Below are 15,061 nucleotides of genomic sequence, written 5' to 3' on the forward strand. Positions count from 1 at the left end.
TGTTTAGGACGTGCCCTTATCCTTGCCTGACCCCTTGCCTGACCCCTTGCTTGAGCCCTTACCAGCCCCCTTGCCGGCACCGCCCGCCATGTTGCGAATCGGGATGCCAGCCAACTGCGTCAACGCATCGGCGCACCACTGCACCAGCTCCGTATCGCGCAGCGGAACCGCGCGCATGCCCTGCCCGCGCTTCGGAGCCGGGATCAGCACGATCTTGGTAGTCGCACGGTAGTTCGCCGCCGGGAACAGGCGCTTCAGGCGCACCTGGGTGGAATCCTGCAGCTCGATGGGGCTGAAGCTGATCTTCGAGCCCGTGGCCACCACCTCCGTGACCTGCAGATCGCGGCACAGCAGGCGCAGGCGCGAGAGCACCGCGAGCATCTGGATCTGCTCCGGCGGCTCGCCATAGCGGTCGCGCAGCTCCTCGAACACCTTCTCGATCTGCTCCTCGTCCTGTACCTCGGCGAACTTGCGGTAGGCCTCCAGGCGCAGACGCTCCGAAGCGATGTATTCGGCCGGGATGTGCGCATCCACCGGCAGGTCGATGCGGATCTCCTTCTTTTCCTCCTCCCGGCCGTCGACGGGCTTGCCGTCAGCCATCGCGCGAAACGCCTCCACTGCTTCGCCGACCAGGCGGACATAAAGGTCGAAGCCCACGCCCGCGATGTGGCCGGATTGCTCGGCACCCAAGACGTTGCCCGCACCGCGCATCTCCAGGTCCTTCATGGCCACCGCCATGCCCGCGCCCAGGTCGTTGTTCTGGGCGATGGTTGTCAGCCGGTCGTAGGAGGTCTCGGTCAGCACCTCGCCCTTGGGGTAGAGGAAGTAGGCATAACCGCGCTCGCGGGAACGCCCCACGCGGCCGCGCAGTTGGTGCAGCTGGGATAGACCCATGTGGTGAGCATTTTCCACGATCAAGGTGTTGGCATTCGCAATATCCAGGCCCGTCTCCACGATGGTGGTACACACCAGTACGTCGAACTCGCGATCCCAGAAGCCCTTCACCGTGGTCTCCAGCTGCTCCTCGCTCATCTGGCCGTGTGCAACCACCACGCGAGCCTCCGGTACCAGGCGGCGGATGTCCGCGGCGGTCTGCTCGATGCTGCGGACCTTGTTGTGCACGTAGAACACTTGACCGTCGCGCAGCAGCTCGCGACGGATGGCCGCGGCGACGTGCTTATCCTCCTGCGCACCCACATACGTCAGCACCGGGTGGCGATCCTCCGGCGGGGTGAGGATCGTCGACATCTCGCGGATGCCCGCCATCGACATCTCCAGCGTGCGGGGAATCGGGGTTGCGGACATCGTCAGCACGTCCACGTGGGTGCGCAGCGACTTGATGTGCTCCTTGTGCTCCACGCCGAAGCGTTGCTCCTCGTCCACAATGATCAGCCCCAGATTCTTCCAATGCACGCCCATCTGCAGCAGTCGGTGGGTGCCGATCACGATGTCCACCGTGCCGTCGGCCATGCCATCGATAACCTTCTTGGACTCCGCCGGGGTGGTAAAGCGGGACAGCTCCTTGATGGTGGTGGGAAAATCCTGCATGCGCTCGCTGAACGTGTTGTAATGCTGCTGCGCCAGCAGGGTGGTCGGCACCAGCACGGCCACCTGCTTGCCGGACTGCACGGCCTTGAATGCGGCACGCACCGCTACCTCTGTCTTGCCATAGCCCACATCACCGACGATCACGCGGTCCATCGGCACCGGCTTTTCCATGTCGGCCTTCACAGCCTCGATGGCGTTGTACTGGTCCTCGGTCTCGGTGAACGGGAAGGCATCTTCCATCTCCCGCTGCCAGGGCGTATCCGCGGCGAAGGCGTAGCCCGGCGCGGCCTGGCGGCTGGCGTAGAGCTGCACCAATTCGCCCGCGATCTCGCGCACAGCACCGCGGGCCTTACGCTTGGTGTTCTTCCAATCCGCGCCGCCCATCTTCGACAGCGCGGGCTTCTCCCCGCCGACGTAGCGCGACAGCATATCCAGCTGATCCATCGGCACGTAGAGCTGGTCGCCCGGCCCGCCCCGCTTGCTGGGCGCGTACTCCAGCACCAGGTACTCGCGGCGGGAGGCATCCGGCCCCTTGCCCACGGTGCGTTCCGTCATCTTCACGAACTTGCCGATGCCGTGGGAATCGTGCACCACCAGATCACCCGGCTCCAGTGCCAGTGGGTCCACTCGGTTGCGCTTCTTCGCGGGCTTGCGCTTGCCCGTGGCCTTCGCGTCCACACGGTTGCCGGTCAGATCCGTTTCCGTGAAGAACAGCAGGCTAGGGCGCTTGTCGTCCCTGGCGAAGGGGAACACCAGCCCCTCGTAGGCCACAGCGTGGTAGATGCTCACCTGGTGCGGCGCGGGCTCGTCGGCGGTGGTGTGCTTGGACTTCCTAATCCGCCCCAGGCCACGGCTGCCGCTGAGATCCACGCCGATTGCCTCGGCCGCGATGCCGGCTTCTTGGAAGCGCCGAAGCATGCGGGCCGCCACGGCCGGGGTTGGGGCCGCGAAGGCCACCCTTCCGCCGGATTCGACGCGCTTGCGGATGTCGCTCATCAGCGCACCGATGGCCTCCATCTCGCCGTGCGGTCGGGGCGCCGAGTCGTAGTTGAGTTCCAGAACATCGGAAGTGTCGGCGTCAAAATCGGCCATCCCGAGCGTAGACAACGTCCACCAGGGCCGCCCCAGCTTCTGCTGTACCTTCTGCACCGCGTCGATCGATAGGTAAGCCACGCCCTCCATCGGCGCCGAACCTCCCATCGCCGCAACATCCCAGCCGGCCTCGAGGAACTGCTGGCCGGTTTCGCGCAGGTCGTGAGCACGGCGTTCGACGGCTGCGGGCGCCATCACCAGCGTGTGCGTACCTTCCGGCATAAGCTCCGGCAGCGCCACTAGCTCGGCCGTGTGCAGCGCCGGGATCAGCGATTCCATCCCCTGCACCTGGATCTTCTGGCTGATCTTGTCGAGGATCTCGGCCAATTCCGCGTTGCCGGCGTGCTCTTGGGCAAGGTTTTTTGCTTTGGACGCCACCTCGTCCGTGACAACCAATTCCCGGCACGCATAGACCATCACCTGGTCCGGCTCCACCCCGGGGATGGTCCGCTGGTCGCCGACGCTAAAGGCGCGCACCTCCGTGATCTCGTCGCCCCAGAAGTCCACGCGGACGGGCATTTCCTCGGTCGCGGGGAAGATGTCCACGATGCCGCCGCGGATGGCGAAGTGGCCGCGCTTACCCACCACGTCCACGTGCGTGTAGCCGAGCTCTTGCAGGCGGTGGGTCAGGGAGTCGAAGTCGATCTCCTCGCCCACCTTCAAGCGCACCGGGGTGACCTCGCCCAGGTTCGACTGCACGGGTTGCACCGCCGCGCGGGTCGGAGCTACCACCACCTGCAGGTCCTCGTCTCCCTCGTGCAGGCGGCGCAGTACGCGCATGCGGGTGGAGACTGTCTCCACGGCCGGGGAAAGCTTCTCGTGCGGCAGGGTCTCCCACGACGGGAATAGCTCCACGCGATCCCCGAGCATGTAGCGCAGCACCGTGGTGAGGTCCTGAGCCTGGCGCCCCGTGGCAGTCACCACCAGCAGCGGGGTGCGCTGCGCCAGCGTGCCGACTGCGAAAGGCCACGCGCCCTCGGGGGCCTGCATGTGCAGGGAGCTCTCCCCCAGGTGCGTCATCATCCCACGCAGTTTCCCGTCCTGCGCAGCAGCTTTCAGCAGCCCCGCCAGGCTAGGCGCCGGGTTCGAAGAGCGGTTGGCATTGGCTTTGGGCGTGGCTGTCTGACTCATGGCCAACAGTTTATCCTCCACGCCACACTGCGGTTTATGCGCCCGGTTGGGCGTGCTGTAAAGTGTTCGCTGCACATTAATATGTGCGCTTCTCCCATGGTGTAATTGGCAACACTACGGTTTTTGGTACCGTCATTCTAGGTTCGAGTCCTGGTGGGAGAGCTTTTTCATTTGGAAGAGTGGGGGCGATACATGTCCGGCAAGTCCAGCACAGAATCCAGCAAGTTCTGGCGCACATTCACCACGAAATTCATCGGCACACCACCCGAGAGCGACCTGAAGCACGTCGAGGAAAACGCGGGCCGCTATTCCCTGGGCTTCGGCACGCAGAACATCGGCGATCAGATCGTTTCCGCTAAGACGGTTCTGCCGTGGTTCCTGTCAGTCGTCGCTGCCCCGGCGTGGGTCATTCCGCTGCTGGTGCCTATCCGTGAGTCCGGTTCGATGCTGCCGCAGGCTCTGTTCCGCCCGTGGCTGCAGACAAAGACCTCGCGGCTAGGTTTCATGCTTGTCGGCACGCTCGGCCAGGCGCTGGCGTGCGCGATCATGGTCGCCGCCGCGCTTCTGACCGACGGGCTGCTGGCCGGGTTGATCATTCTGTTCGCCCTCGCCCTGCTGTCCACTTGCCGCTCTTTGGTTTCGCTGACCAGCAAGGACATCGCCGGGCGCACGGTTCCCAAGGGTTTCCGCGGGCGGCTGACCGGCTTTGCCACCACCTTGTCCGGCGCGGTGGCGATCCTGGTGGGTGTGGCTATTCAGGCCGCCCGCGGCGAGCTCACCCCTACCCTCTTCGCAGTTCTCTTCGCCATCGCCACCGCAGCCTGGCTGGCCAGCGCATGGCTGTTTAAGGGGATCCGTGAGGGCGTCACTAAACAAGAACAAAAAGAGCTACCACAGGGCACGAACTACCTACGCGATGTGTTCGACGACATCGTGGACCTCGTGCGTTCTGACCGCGACTTTAGGCGCTTCGTGCTGGTCCGATCGCTGCTGCTGGCCTCCGCACTGTCGCCGACTTTCCTGGTGACAATGGCGAACCAACAGAGTGTGACGGAGGAATCCTCGCTGGCCAGCGCCATCTTCACGGGCCTGGGAACGTTCGTGATCGCCTCCGGCGTGGCCTCGCTGCTCGCGGGCAGGATCTCCGGTCTATTGTCCGACGTGAGCTCCCGCAACACCCTGTCCGGCGCCGCGCTGCTAGCAACGATCGTGCTGATCATCACCGTGGCACTGGGTTACGCTTCTTCGCTTAGTGACGCCCATGCGTGGACCACCGCCCTGGTGTGGTGGCTGCCCATCGCGTTCTTGGTCATCTCGCTTGCCCACGCTGCGATTAGGGTCGCCCGCTCTACCTACATCGTGGACATGGCAGAGGGCACGCAACGCACCCGCTACGTCTCGGTGGCGAACACCCTGATGGGCGTGTTGCTTCTGATTGTGGGTGCGCTGACCAGTGTGTTGGCATTGGTTTCCCCCGAGGTCGCACTGGCTGCGCTGGCACTTTTCGGGCTACTGGGCGCCACGCTGTCAAAGACCCTGCCGGAAGTCTCGGTGGGCAAAAACAAAATTTCCTAAACGCCCGCGGGCGCCCCTCCCCGATGCGGTGGCTAAGCGGCGCTATGCTGGTATTCGCTTTTAACCGAAAGTAAGGAATGCCAACAACGTGACTGATGCTGCTCAGAACCCCGAAGCTCAACCAAAGGCCCAAGACAAGCCTGTGGCAGTGATCGTACTGGCCGCAGGGGCGGGCACGCGGATGAAGTCCGCAACCCAAAAGACCCTGCACTCCATTGGCGGGCGCACCCTGCTTTCCCACAGCTTGCACGCTGCCGCGGGCATCGACCCTGCCCGCATCGTGGCTGTTATCGGCCACGGGCGCGAGCAGGTCGGCCCGGCGGTGGAAGAGGTAGCCGAGCAGCTGGGGCGCAGCATCGACACTGCGGTCCAGGAGCAACAGAACGGCACCGGCCACGCCGTGCAGTGCGCAATGGAGGAGCTGGAGGGCTTCGAAGGCACCGTAGTGGTCACCAACGCGGACGTGCCGCTGCTGTCCCCGGAGACCCTGCAGGAACTTACTGCCACCCACGACGGCGCCAGCGTGACCGTGCTCTCCGTCAACCAGGACAACCCCACCGGCTACGGCCGCATCCTGCGCACCAACGACGGCATGGTTACCGCCATCGTGGAGGAAAAGGACGCGACGGAAAAGCAGAAGGCAATCACCGAGGTCAACTCCGGCGTATTCGCCTTCGACGCAGCCATCCTGCGCGATGGCCTGGCGCAGCTGAACACGGATAACGCCCAGGGCGAGCTGTACCTGACGGACGTGCTGAGCATCGCCCGCCGAGCGGGTCACCCCGTGCGCGCCCACATTGCCGCCGACGCGGCGGAACTCGCGGGCGTCAACGACCGAGTACAACTTGCCGCCGCCGGCGCTGAACTCAACCGCCGCACCGTGACCGCCGCCATGCGGGGCGGGGCCACCGTCGTAGACCCGGCGACGACCTGGATCGACGTGGATGTGCAGGTCGGCCAGGACGTCACCATCCTGCCGGGAACGCAGCTGCTGGGCACCACCACCATCGGCGATAACGCGCAGATCGGGCCGGATACCACTCTGGAAAACGTCACGGTCGGCGAAGGCGCGCAGGTGGTGCGCACCCACGGCTTCGATTCCACCATCGGCCCGCGCGCCGAAGTAGGCCCCTTCACCTACATCCGCCCCGGCACGGTGCTGGGCGAAGAGGGCAAGCTCGGCGGCTTCGTTGAGGCGAAGAAGGCGAACATCGGTCGCGGCTCGAAGGTTCCGCACCTGACCTACGTCGGCGATGCAACGATCGGCGAGTACTCCAACATCGGCGCCTCCAGCGTGTTCGTGAACTACGACGGCGTGAACAAGCACCACACCACCGTGGGCTCCCACGTGCGCACCGGATCGGATTCGATGTTCATCGCCCCGGTCGTGGTGGGCGATGGTGCCTACTCTGGCGCCGGCACCGTCATCAAGGAAGACGTGCCACCGGGCGCGCTGGTGGTATCCGGCGGCAAGCAGCGCAACGTCGAGGGCTGGGTGGCTAAGAAGCGCCCTGGAACCCCGGCGGCGGAGGCCGGCGAGGCCGCAGCCAAGCGTGTGGCGGAAGGCGGTTCCCCGGCTTCCACACCGCAGGCAGACCAGAAGTAGCGCACGGAAGCTACGCTGGTTTTTGTTGATATGTCTGGGCTCGCCCTAAAATAGGGAGCGCCTTAACAAAAATGAATAGTCCAGCTCTTCGACCGGAAGGTTAAAGCACAAGTGTCCACCACCCACTGGATCGACAATCAAAAGAACCTGATGCTGTTTAGCGGCAGGGCTCATCCGGAATTGGGGGAGGCTGTTGCCCGCGAACTGGGCATCGAGGTCACTCCGACCACCGCCCGCGACTTCGCTAACGGCGAGATCTTCGTCCGCTTCGAAGAGTCCGTCCGCGGTTCCGATGCCTTCGTACTGCAGTCCCACCCGCAGCCGCTGAATAGCTGGCTGATGGAACAGCTGATCATGATCGATGCTCTGAAGCGTGGCTCCGCCAAGCGCATCACCGCGATCCTGCCTTTCTACCCCTACGCCCGCCAGGACAAGAAGCACCGTGGCCGCGAGCCGATCTCCGCCCGCCTGGTTGCCGACCTGCTGAAGACCGCCGGCGCGGACCGCATCGTCTCCGTTGATCTGCACACCGACCAGATTCAGGGCTTCTTCGACGGCCCGGTTGATCACATGCATGCCATGCCGATCCTGACCGACTACGTGAAGGCCAACTACAACCTGGACAACATTTGCGTGGTCTCCCCCGACGCTGGTCGCGTGAAGGTAGCCGAGAAGTGGGCCAACGTGCTGGGCGATGCCCCGCTGGCGTTCATCCACAAGACCCGCGACGTGGACGTGGCCAACAAGGTCACCGCCAACCGCGTGGTCGGTGACGTGAAGGGCCGCACCTGTGTGCTGCTGGACGACATGATCGATACCGGTGGAACCATCGCCGGCGCCGTCGGCGTGCTGCGCGAGGCTGGTGCGGGCGACGTAATCATCGCCACCACCCACGGCGTATTCAGCGGGCCGGCGCGCGAGCGTCTGAGCAGCTGTGGCGCCCGCGAGATCATCACCACCGATACCCTGCCGCAGTCCACCGAGGGCTGGGATAACCTGACGGTTCTGCCGATCGCCCCGCTGGTGGCCAAGACCATTCACGAGATCTTCGAGAATGGCTCCGTGACCACGCTGTTTGAGTAGTTTTAATCCCCGGTTGGGGGTGTGCTAACATACTTTCGAATCTCGGCGAGGGCTGAATTCTCACCCAGAATTTGGCCGTTATCGGCGCGAAAAGCACACTCCCCCTTCTTTTTGTGTGACGTAACCTTTCAAAGCGAGTCCGCTCGTGTGCGGGTGCGTGACCAATGAAACTGTGGGATGCATACACGCCGCGAGATATCGCGGCATTTTTTATGTCCGCGGTAGAAACGCAAGAGCGATTCAGAGCAATCTGAAACACAAAATTTGAAGGAGAAAATCATGGCTGACATTACTCGCCTGAAGGGCGAGCTGCGCACCGAGTTCGGCAAGGGCGCTTCCCGCCGCCTGCGTCGTGACTTCCGCGTTCCGGCTGTTGTCTACGGCAACAAGCTGGACCCGATGCACGTTCACGTGGACATCCTGGAGTTCCAGGCAATCCTGCGTAACGAGGGCGTGAACGCCGTTCTGGAGCTGGAGATCGAGGGCCAGGATCACCTGGTCATGATCAAGGCTGTGGACCAGAACGTGCTGACCCTGGACGTGGACCACGCTGACCTGCTGAACGTTAAGCGCGGCGAGAAGGTTGAGGTTGACGTTCCGGTTGTCTTCACCGGTCAGCCTGCTCCGGGCGCCCTGGTCACCCAGGAGGCGGACGTCATCACCATCCTGGCCGACGTTCTGAACATTCCGGAAGAGATCACCGTCGACATCGAAGGCAAGGAAATCGGCTACCAGGTTCTGGCCGGCGACCTGCAGATGCCGGGCAACGCATCCCTGGTCTCCGAGGAAGACACCCTGATCATCAACGTTGTGGAGCCGGAGGAAGAGGAACTGCCGGAGCCGGACGAGGAGGGCGAAGGCGCCGAGGGCGAGGCTGCCGAGGCAGCCGAGGACGAGTCCGCAGAGGGCGAGTCCGAGGAGTAATCCACTCCCCCTTCATTCACTGGGCCACACCGCGTGCAGTTTTCGCACCGGGTGGCCCTTTTTGTCGTTCTTTTTTATTGACGCCCACCCACGGCCGCGGGGGTGTCCGGGGTGGACAGTACAATAACCGTCAGTGAGCTAGAGAGAGGGCTGGAGACAGTGGCGTCACCAAATAAGAAACAACACACCAACAGCGACACGTGGCTGATCGTCGGCCTGGGCAACCCCGGCGATAAATACGCCAACACCAGGCACAATGTTGGGCGATTGGTGATCGGCGAGCTGCTGGATCGGCAAGTACCGGAGGCCAGCCTGAATACCCACAAGAAGACGAACACGGACATCGCCGAGGTGACGATCGCGGGGCGCAAGGTGGTGCTGGCACAGCCGCGGACCTACATGAATGTGTCGGGCGGGCCGGTGCAGCAGTTGGCGGCGTTTTTCAAGATCCCGGCGGAGAACATCATCGTCGCCTACGACGATCTCGAGGGCGATCCGGGGGCGGTGAAGCTGCGGCAGTCCGGTGGTGACAAGGGGCATAACGGGTTGAAGTCCATCACGAAGTCCCTGGGCACGAAGGACTACTGGCGCCTTTCATGCGGCATTGGACGACCGCCCGGGCGCATGGATCCGGCGGCCTATGTGTTGAAGCCCTTCCCCAAGTCGGAGGCGGCGGATGTGGCGATCATGTGCGCTGACGCAGCCGACGAGGTTGAGCGCACCCTCGGTGTGGAAAACTAGTGGCTGTGTCTTTCCTCCAATCTCTATTTTCCGTTTTCCGCAAGAACTCCGCGTCGCAGGGGCCTGCAGCTAATAGTGCTGATGCTAGGCCAGCTAAGCCTGCAAAACGTGCCAAGCTTACCGTCGGGGAGCTGCAAGAATTCGCCCCTGAATGGATTGTGATCGGCCTGGGCAATCCTGGTGCCAAGTACGCGGAAACGCGGCACAATATCGGCTATTGGCCGATTGATCGTCTGGTTGAGCGCTATGGGGTTCAGTGGCTACCGGTGGAGGGCCAGAAGGCTCATGCGGCGTTGACCACGGTGGAGGAAACCCCCGTGGTGCTGCTCCGCTCCACGACGTACATGAACAACTCCGGTGAGGCGGTCGGGCCGCTGGCTTCTGCTTTGAGCCTGCCGGCGGAGCGGGTCATTGTCTGCCACGACGAGCTGGACATCGCCACTGGCCAGGTGCGCATCAAGGATAAAGGCGGCGAGGGTGGCCACAATGGGCTGCGCTCAATGACTGCCGAGCTGGGCACCCAGCACTACGTGCGCGTCCGCATGGGCATCGGCCGCCCGCCTAAGGGCACATCTGTGATTGATTTCGTTTTGAGCCCGTTTGAGGATGCAGACATCGACCCGGAGAGCGGATGGATGGAAAACACTCTTCGGGATTCGGTGGACTCAGTGACGCTCATCGTGAACAATGGCACAGACATTGCGCGAAACGATATCCACACGCGCAAGCACTAATAAATGCTGCGGTGCAGGTAGCGCGCAGTAGCGAGAATACTCGCGGGTTTTTGAGCTTCCTAGCGTTAGTATTGATGAATCAATGCACTCGATATTGCCTTTGGGAGATGCAAAGTGAAGCAGGTTTTTGGACTACTGCGCGCTGTTCATAACGCTCGAACAGGTTCGGCGAAGTCGTCCCCCGACCAGCAGAAACAACCAGAATCTGGTGCGTCTTCCGGGGCTTCTGTGTCTTCTAACCCGTCTGCGGATTCCGAACCGTCTGCGGCTTCCAAGCCTTCCGATGAGAAGAAGGCGGCTCCTGCAAAGGCGGGACCAAAGGAGGTAGCTCCGGCGACGCCTGCGGAGCAAGCGTCTGCGCCAAAGACTACTGAGGCGAAAAAGCCGGCCTCTGCGAAGCAGGAACCGATCAAGCTCTCCGCAGTCGGCGCCCCCAAGGCTCCCTCCGCTCCGAAGCCACCAAAGGCTTCCGCTCCCCAGAAGCAGAAGCCACCGAAGGCAACCGCAGCCTCGCAGGATCCCAAGAAGTCCACTACGGCTACGAAGGTCCCTAAAGCAGACAAAAACAAGAAGCAGACAAGCACTAGCCCCAAGCAGGCTGCTACTCCCCGACCAGCTGCGGCCGCTCCGGCCATCAAACTCGGTAGCGTAGGCACACCACCCGCTCCGGGTGCTGCCCCTGGCGCGACGCGAAAAGCGCCTATGCCCACGAAGGCGCCCAGCGCGAAGCAGGCCGCCAAGTCGGCTCCCAAGGAAACGCCTGCAGCAAAGCAGGCACCCAAGCAAGCCGCAAAGCCTGTACCCAAACCGGAGCCCGCACAGGCGCCCGCTGCGAAGCAAGCGCCCAAGCCAGTCGCGAAGACGGAGCCGAAGCCGGTGCCGCCAGCGGCGGAAAAGTCGGCGTCACAACCAAAGAAACAACCCGAACCAAAGCAGGTGGCAACGGCACAACCTGCGCCACAGCAGCAACCTGCACCACAGCAGAACAACGTGCCGGAAGCGCTGGCGATCCCGCCCGAGAATAAGACGGTCAAAAAGGACCGCCGTGCGCGCCTGCGCCAGGTGAAGGGCCTCGATGGCCTGCGTGGCCTCGCCGTGCTCGCGGTGGTGATCTACCACTTCTTCGGCGACATTCTGCCCGGTGGCTACCTGGGTGTGGACCTGTTTTTCGTCCTATCGGGCTTCCTGATCACCTCGCTGCTGGTGCGCGAGTACCGGGTAAACAACACGATCAGCCTGAAAGACTTCTGGATCAGGCGATTCCGCCGAATCCTTCCCGCCGCGCTGGTCACCCTGTTTATCGTCACCGCAATCGTCACCGCCATAGGTGGGGACATCGCCGTGGGCATCCGCGAGCAATTCCTGGGCACGCTGTTCTTCGTCAACAACTGGACACAGATCGCCACCTCCCAGTCGTACTTCGCGGAAAACGAGGTCCAGGTTTTCGCCCACTACTGGTCGCTGGCGGTCGAAGAGCAGTTCTACATCATCTGGCCGCTGGTGACACTCGGAATTTTCGTGTTCACCCAGCGCCGGCTCCGCCGCAGTCCGCGCCGCGTCCCGATGCTGGTGACGGCGCTGCTGGCCGTGCTTTCCGCTGCAGCCATGGCGCTGCTTTTCACCCCCGGCGAGGATCCAACGCGCGTCTACTACGGCACAGATACACACGCTTTCGGCCTGCTCATCGGCGCTTTCCTCTCGCTGGCTGTCACCTCCACGCGCAACGATCCGCGAGTGGATTCCTGGCCGTCGGCTGACAGGTTTGAGGCGCGGGTTGCGGGCGCGATCGGTGCCCTGGCGCTTGTCGGCTACGTCATCCAGCTGCTGTTTATGGGCGACGACCTGGCGGTGACCTACCAGGGTGGCCTGCTGCTAACCAGCGTGCTGGGCGTGCTGATGATCTGGGGCGTGATCCGGGAGACCGGCCCGCTGACGTGGATCTTCCGCACCAATGTCATGCGCTGGCTCGGCCAACGCTCGTTCTCGTTGTACCTGTGGCACTGGCCGGTCATCATGATTCTGCGCGCTCTTTTTGACGCCGATGGTCACATGGACCACAAGTGGATTCTCGGGCTGGCAGCGGTGCCGATCGCTCTGTTGATCTCCGAGATTTCCTACCAGCACGTGGAAAATCCCTTCCGCCGCCGCGGCTACAAACAGACGTGGAAGGACTACTGGGCTTCTCGCCCGAGCTTCCACGAAATCAACGGGGGCTTCAAGAAGGTCGCATGGCCTGTTGTGCCGCTGCTCGTCGTAGCTTGCGTGGGCGGTGTGGTCTACGGCGTGGTTAACTCCAACGACAAGACCGAGCTGGAGCAAGAACTGGACCAACTGCAGCGCATGAACCAGGAGGCCAACAAGGGCAATGTCCCCGCCCCAGCCACTCCGCCGCCGCCGAAGGAAAAGAAGGCCGCGGCCGTGCAGGGTAAGGACATCACCGCCGTGGGTGACTCCGTGATGCTGGCAGCCAGCGAAGCACTGAACACCAACTACCCGGGCATCTACATCGATGCGGACGTTTCCCGCCACTACACCGCCGGTATGGACGTGCTGCGGCAGCTGAACGATTCCGGCAAGTTGCGCAAGAACGTATTCCTCGGCTTCGGCACCAACGGCCCGGCTTTCCCAGGCCAGTTGGAGGAGATGATCAACCTCATCGGCCCCGACCGCCAGATCTTCATGGCCATGCCCTACGGCGATCGAGAGTGGATGGCGCAGTCCCGCCAGGATGTGCTGGACGCAGCCAAGGCGCACGACAACGTCTACATCGCGGACTGGTGCGGCCATGCGCAGTCCCACCAGGATCTGCTGTTCGAAGATGGTGTTCACCCAATGCCCGAGGGCGCGCAGGAGTACGCGAAATCCTTCGACGAGGCGCTGGCCCAGGCCGCGAACCACAAGAAGAAGACCACGACTACCTGCGCCTAATGCCCACCCGCTAGACTTGTGGGCATTATGAGTTCAACCGCATCCGAAGCCTCGCGCCGCCGCACATTCGCCGTCATCGCCCACCCGGATGCCGGTAAATCTACCCTCACCGAGGCGCTCGCGCTGCACGCCCACATGATCAAGGAAGCCGGTGCCGTGCACGGCAAAGCCGGCCGCAAGTCCACCGTCTCCGACTGGATGGACATGGAAAAAGACCGTGGCATTTCCATCGCCTCCTCCGCCTTGCAGTTTGAATACGCCCCGAAGGGCCACGACGGCGAGCCCTTCATGATCAACCTTGTCGATACACCGGGTCACGCGGACTTCTCGGAGGACACCTACCGAGTTTTGTCTGCTGTGGATGCCGCGGTGATGCTCATTGACGGCGCCAAGGGGCTGGAGCCGCAGACGCTGAAGCTGTTCCGCGTGTGCAAGGCCCGCGGTCTGCCGATCGTGACCGTCGTGAACAAGTGGGACCGCCCCGGCCGCAGCCCGCTGGAGCTGGTGGACGAGATCGTCAACGAGATCCAGCTGCAGCCCACTCCCCTGTTCTGGCCGGTTGGCGAGGCCGGCGACTTCCGCGGGTTGGCGCGCATCAACGACGACGGGGAGGCCGAGGAGTACATTCACTTCCTTCGCACCGCCGGTGGTTCGACGATCGCCCCGGAGGAGCACTACACCCCGGAGCAGGCCGCAGAGCGGGAAGAAGACGTGTGGGAAACCGCTGCCGAAGAGGTGGAGCTGCTGGCCGCCGATGGCGCGCTGCACGACCAGGAGCTGTTCCTGGAGTGCACCACTTCTCCGCTGATCTTCGCCTCCGCGATGCTGAACTTCGGCGTGCACCAGATTCTGGATACCCTCTGCGCTTTGGCGCCCGCCCCAGCGGGCCGCGATTCCGACCCGAAGGTGATCGAGGCCGCCGCGGGCGGAAACTCCGTCGCGGTGGACGAGCACCGCGACCCCACCGATGATTTTTCGGGCGTGGTGTTCAAGGTGCAGGCCGGCATGGATCGCAACCACCGCGACTCCCTGGCCTTCATGCGCGTAGTCTCCGGCGTGTTCGAGCGCGGCATGCAGGTCACGCATGCGCAATCTGGCCGGTCTTTCTCCACGAAGTACGCGCTGACCGTCTTCGGTCGCACCCGCGCCACCGTGGAGGCCGCCTACCCTGGCGACATCGTGGGTCTGGTCAACGCTGGTTCGCTCGCACCTGGCGACACGATCTACGCCGGCAAGAAGGTGCAGTTCCCGCCCATGCCGCAGTTCGCACCGGAGCACTTCCGCACGCTGCGCGCGAAGTCGCTGGGCAAGTACAAGCAGTTCCGCAAGGCCCTCGAGCAGCTGGATTCCGAAGGTGTTGTGCAGATTCTGCGCAACGACGCTCGCGGTGACGCTAACCCGGTCATGGCCGCCGTCGGCCCCATGCAGTTCGAGGTTATGCAGGCCCGGATGGACGTTGAGTACAACGTGGAGACCGTGGCCGACCCCGTCCCTTACTCTGTCGCTCGTCGTACTGACGCCGAGTCGGCGCCGGTGCTGGCCAAGCAGCGAGGTGTGGAGATCTTCACCCGCACGGACGGGGAGCTGATTGCCCTGTTCGGCGACAAGTGGAAGCTAGCCTTCGTGGAGAAGGAACACCCGGAGCTGACAATGGAGACCCTGGTCGCCGATTAGGCGGAGTAGCAATTTGTCGCGACCC

9 protein-coding genes and 1 tRNA gene are annotated in these 15,061 nt (G+C 63.3%); 9 read left to right on the forward strand and 1 reads right to left on the reverse strand.

Translation table 11 applies throughout. The annotated features are described in order from the left end of the window. Positions 1–3: 3 nt before the first annotated feature. Complete coding sequence (mfd, locus tag MHX66_RS07100) at positions 4–3,771, reverse strand: transcription-repair coupling factor (protein ID WP_239201713.1); 3,768 nt, start codon at positions 3,769–3,771, stop codon at positions 4–6. Positions 3,772–3,861: 90 nt separating this feature from the next. Here mfd and MHX66_RS07105 point away from each other — a divergent pair. The 9 genes from MHX66_RS07105 to MHX66_RS07145 all read left to right on the forward strand — a co-directional run bounded on the left by MHX66_RS07105 (position 3,862) and on the right by MHX66_RS07145 (position 15,036). After that, positions 3,862–3,933 (forward strand) — tRNA-Gln (locus tag MHX66_RS07105). A gap of 30 nt (positions 3,934–3,963) precedes the next feature. After that, complete coding sequence (locus MHX66_RS07110) at positions 3,964–5,346, forward strand: MFS transporter (protein WP_239201714.1); 1,383 nt, start codon at positions 3,964–3,966, stop codon at positions 5,344–5,346. An 88-nt stretch (positions 5,347–5,434) separates the two neighbouring features. Then, positions 5,435–6,952 (forward strand): bifunctional UDP-N-acetylglucosamine diphosphorylase/glucosamine-1-phosphate N-acetyltransferase GlmU, encoded by a 1,518-nt coding sequence (gene glmU, locus MHX66_RS07115; protein ID WP_370646283.1) that lies wholly within the window; start codon positions 5,435–5,437, stop codon positions 6,950–6,952. 111 nt (positions 6,953–7,063) lie between these two features. Next, positions 7,064–8,035, forward strand: coding sequence for a ribose-phosphate diphosphokinase (locus MHX66_RS07120; protein WP_370646284.1), 972 nt, complete (start codon positions 7,064–7,066; stop codon positions 8,033–8,035). Between the two features lie 279 nt (positions 8,036–8,314). Continuing rightward, complete coding sequence (locus MHX66_RS07125; protein WP_239201715.1) at positions 8,315–8,959, forward strand: 50S ribosomal protein L25/general stress protein Ctc; 645 nt, start codon at positions 8,315–8,317, stop codon at positions 8,957–8,959. Positions 8,960–9,118: 159 nt separating this feature from the next. After that, positions 9,119–9,700, forward strand: coding sequence for an aminoacyl-tRNA hydrolase (pth, locus tag MHX66_RS07130; protein WP_239201726.1), 582 nt, complete (start codon positions 9,119–9,121; stop codon positions 9,698–9,700). Further along, on the forward strand, positions 9,700–10,434 hold the full coding sequence (pth, locus tag MHX66_RS07135; RefSeq protein ID WP_239201745.1) for an aminoacyl-tRNA hydrolase: 735 nt from the start codon (positions 9,700–9,702) through the stop codon (positions 10,432–10,434). Before pth (MHX66_RS07130) ends, pth (MHX66_RS07135) begins: the two co-directional genes overlap by 1 nt. Positions 10,435–10,662: 228 nt before the next feature. Further along, the gene (locus MHX66_RS07140; RefSeq protein ID WP_239201748.1) at positions 10,663–13,362 is read left to right on the forward strand and encodes an acyltransferase family protein; all 2,700 of its coding nucleotides are present in this window, start codon (positions 10,663–10,665) and stop codon (positions 13,360–13,362) included. A gap of 27 nt (positions 13,363–13,389) precedes the next feature. Then, positions 13,390–15,036 carry a peptide chain release factor 3 gene (locus MHX66_RS07145; RefSeq protein WP_239201750.1) on the forward strand — a complete coding sequence of 549 codons (1,647 nt, stop codon included), beginning with the start codon at positions 13,390–13,392 and terminating at the stop codon, positions 15,034–15,036. The last annotated feature ends 25 nt before the right edge of the window (positions 15,037–15,061 follow it).

This window comes from Corynebacterium sp. ACRPH (assembly GCF_022347285.1).
In the GTDB taxonomy this organism is placed as follows: domain Bacteria; phylum Actinomycetota; class Actinomycetes; order Mycobacteriales; family Mycobacteriaceae; genus Corynebacterium.